The sequence below is a fragment of the Halalkalibacter alkalisediminis genome (assembly GCF_028610705.1).
In the GTDB taxonomy this organism is placed as follows: domain Bacteria; phylum Bacillota; class Bacilli; order Bacillales; family Bacillaceae_D; genus Halalkalibacter; species Halalkalibacter alkalisediminis.
Map to the genome: position 1 here is coordinate 1 of NZ_JAQQWT010000089.1, position 3,315 is coordinate 3,315.

At 35.2% G+C, this 3,315-nt stretch carries 4 protein-coding genes; 3 read left to right on the forward strand and 1 reads right to left on the reverse strand.

Annotation, left to right across the window (positions count from 1 at the left end; translation table 11 throughout):
• The first annotated feature begins 213 nt into the window (after positions 1 to 213).
• Positions 214 to 834: an NAD(P)-dependent oxidoreductase gene (locus PQ474_RS25780; protein ID WP_273848435.1), complete on the forward strand. Its 621-nt coding sequence runs from the start codon at positions 214 to 216 to the stop codon at positions 832 to 834.
• Positions 835 to 1,266: 432 nt separating this feature from the next.
• Here PQ474_RS25780 and PQ474_RS25785 read toward each other — a convergent pair whose 3' ends face one another.
• Positions 1,267 to 1,677 (reverse strand): Lrp/AsnC family transcriptional regulator, encoded by a 411-nt coding sequence (locus PQ474_RS25785; protein WP_273848436.1) that lies wholly within the window; start codon positions 1,675 to 1,677, stop codon positions 1,267 to 1,269.
• Between the two features lie 130 nt (positions 1,678 to 1,807).
• Between PQ474_RS25785 and PQ474_RS25790 the strand changes: the two genes are divergently transcribed.
• Positions 1,808 to 2,569: an MBL fold metallo-hydrolase gene (locus PQ474_RS25790; protein WP_273848437.1), complete on the forward strand. Its 762-nt coding sequence runs from the start codon at positions 1,808 to 1,810 to the stop codon at positions 2,567 to 2,569.
• A gap of 62 nt (positions 2,570 to 2,631) precedes the next feature.
• On the forward strand, positions 2,632 to 3,315 hold a 684-nt coding region (locus tag PQ474_RS25795), incomplete at its 3' end, for an MFS transporter (protein ID WP_273848438.1).

A 3,315-nucleotide genomic window follows, 5' to 3' on the forward strand; every position in this document is an offset into this window, starting at 1 on the left:
AGTGGCTAGCAAGCGGAGCGCGGTAGGAGAAAAAGAAAATCTCAATTCAATGTGTCCATTTTCTTGACATAGTATCATAGCTAGTATCGTTGTACTGCGCAGCAATGACTCTGTTTTTTTCCCCTGTCTTATTCGACGTAAGCATCGTTGAATAAGACAATAATATAGCTTTTATAGTAAAATATTTGTACTTGCAAAAGGAGGCTCACTCTTATGAATATTTTACTTTTAGGTGCAACTGGAAGAGTTGGAAGTCAAATAGTTACTTATGCCCTTTATGACAGACATCATGTTACTGTATTAGTTCGAACTCCAGAGAAGATTCAAATAAATAATGAAAATCTAACCATTATTCAAGGTAATGTTTTAAATAAAGATGATATAGTACGTGCAATGCATGGGATTGATGTAGTTATTAGTGCACTAAATACTGATGGCACAACTACTTTATCTGAGAGTATGCCACTTATTATCGAAGCAATGGAAAACGAAGGTATAAAGCGAATAATAACTATAGGAACTGCGGGTATTCTGCAAAGTAAAACTACGCCAAATTCTCTGCGTTATCAATCAAGTGAATCAAAGCAGAAGTCAACCCGTGCAGCGAAAGAACATCATAAAGTTTACGATATGCTCAAACAATCAACCCTCGAATGGACGATTGTTTGTCCTACGTACTTGCCGGATGGAGAAAGGGTAGGCAAATATCGAATAGACCGAAATTTTTTGCCGGATGGTGGAGCTAAAATATCCGTACCCGATACAGCAGAGTTTACTTATAATCAGATAAAAGCAAGCGATTATATAAAATCGCGTGTAGGTATCGCCTACTGATAATACTCTTATACTACTTTCGTATTGGATTAAATCTTTTGTTGAAAAAGAAGATGAGGTACAGAAACAATCCCCGCCCTTCCACTAAAGCATCCCTTTCTGTCATATCTAAAATATGAATTAGAGTCTTAAAATCACAAGAAATTATAAGTAAAGGAGATGTTGTAAACATTAACATCTCTTTTTTTACTAACCTGCGACATTAAACCCATTGTTTCAAAAAGTCCCCTAATGATGAAGTTCTTTGCTGCACAGTAATGGTCAAATACGAAAAGACGATCACACTGAGCGTAATCGTCTCTTAGGTAGGTAATTTTTAAACAGTATTTTTGTACTACGCAGCAAATGGCTTTGTTTTTTTAGTTGTTCTTCTTCTTAAACATAAGCACCAGTTTCGTTTAAGTACATTTAACTCTCCATTGTATTGAACCACTATTTATCAATAACAATTGATAATTTATAATTTGCATGCTTGTTTAAGGCTTTCAAAAAATCATTTAATATATCGTTAGAAGGAAATTTGCATTCGAGAAGGTAACAACCATCTCCACTAATTTTATAGTTATTTATTACATAATCATCCTGTGTTTTTATAAACGACAGATACGGTTGATGATTAGGGCTTTGTGTAATGATTGTAATAAAAGCATGTATAAAACACCCCAATTTAACTCGGTTAACTTTAATTGTATAACCCTCAATCACTCCTTGCTCCTCTAGTTTTGCCACTCTAGCTGAAACAGCAGGTCCAGTCAAATGGACTTTCTCACCTAGTTCTTTCATAGTAAGCCGACCGTTCTTGGATAGTTCATCTAAAATCTGCCTGTCCGTAATATCTAACATTTCCTTAATTCCTTTCATAAATAAAGTAAAAAGTCCAAAAGACTTTATTTAATCTATGTAATCGCCAATGAGTCATAGTATAGAATATACATTGTTCTAAGAAATTTATAAAGAAAAGGAGTTTTTTAATATGAATATACAACAAATACGTAATGCAACAATAGTTGTAGAATACGCAGGGAAGAAGTTTTTAATCGACCCAATGTTAGTGGAAAAAGGAGCTTACCCACCTTTCCCAAATGCACCAAGACAAAATCAGAACAATCCTTTAGTTAGTTTACCAACATCTATTGACAATATTATTCAAGATATTGATGCGGTCATCGTCACTCATCTGCACCTTGACCACTGGGATGATGCCGCTAAGGAAGCATTGCCAAAAGAAATTAAAATATTTTCCCAAAATGAAGAAGATGCGACTGAAATTCAAAAATCTGGTTTTCAAAATGTAGATGTTTTACAAGAGGATACAGTCTTCGAAGGTATCCAATTAATTAAAACCAAAGGCGAGCATGGTAGAGGTGAAATCTTAAAAATTGCTGGTCTAGTATGTGGCATTGTCTTCAAACATTCAACCGAAAAAACATTATATGTTGCTGGAGATACGGTTTGGTATGAGGCAGTTCAAGAAGTGATTAACACACACAAACCAGAAGTTATAGTAGTAAATGCCGGAGATAATCAATTCTTTGAAGGCGGATCTTTGGTAATGGGGACAGACGATGTTTTTGAAGTGTATAAGTCTGCTCCTAACGCAAAAGTCATCGCTGTACACATGGAAGCTATAAACCATTGGACATTATCAAGAGAAGAATTAAAAAGCTTTACTAATGAAAAAGGAATCTCCTCTAATGTTTTAGTACCAGATGACGGAGAATCATACTCATTTTAAGTTGAAAAGCGAACAAGCATTGTAATATTTTTATTTTAAAACATAGAGGGAGAGGATAAGCATTGGTTCAAACAAATCATAGACTGTGGACCAAGAATTTTTTTATTCTTTCCTTAGTCAATTTTTTTTTAACGTTAGTATTCTTTATATTAATTGCGACCCTTCCAGCTTATGCTGTAGATAAATTTCACGCATCTACAAACCAAGCTGGTCTTGTAGGCGGTATTTTCGTTATTGGAAGTTTGGTAGGCCGTTTGTTTACTGGCCGGGTCATTCATTCAATCGGTCCAAAACGAATATTAATGTTCGGCCTAATCTTCTTAACATTCACTACATTCTTATACTTTTTAGATTACGGGATTACCTTGCTTATTCTGAGCCGATTCATACACGGTATTACAGTGGGCATAGCGATAACAGTGGTAGCTACGATGGTTGCCCTCAGTATACCGGAATCACGGAAAGGAGAAGGGATTAGTTACTTTGCTGTAAGCACAGCACTGGCTACTGGACTTGGACCGTTTATTGGAATTTTTATGAGTCAGCATACAAACTTTGAAATGGTCCTCATTTTCTGCCTTCTATTAGGGGTTTTAAGTTTTACAACAGCCTTCTTTTTTAATGCTCCTATACAAACAAATGCGGAAACGAAACATAAAAATGTTGGATTTAAGCTTTCTAGCTTCATTGAACCAAAAGTACTCCCTATATCTATCATTGTCCTTACAATGACGTTTTGTTTCTCA

Bases quoted from the DNA above. Each gene is read 5' to 3' on its own strand.
- PQ474_RS25780 (WP_273848435.1), top strand. From the start codon at position 214: ATGAATATTTTACTTTTAGGTGCAACTGGAAGAGTTGGAAGTCAAATA.
- PQ474_RS25785 (WP_273848436.1), bottom strand. From the start codon at position 1,677: ATGTTAGATATTACGGACAGGCAGATTTTAGATGAACTATCCAAGAAC.
- PQ474_RS25790 (WP_273848437.1), top strand. From the start codon at position 1,808: ATGAATATACAACAAATACGTAATGCAACAATAGTTGTAGAATACGCA.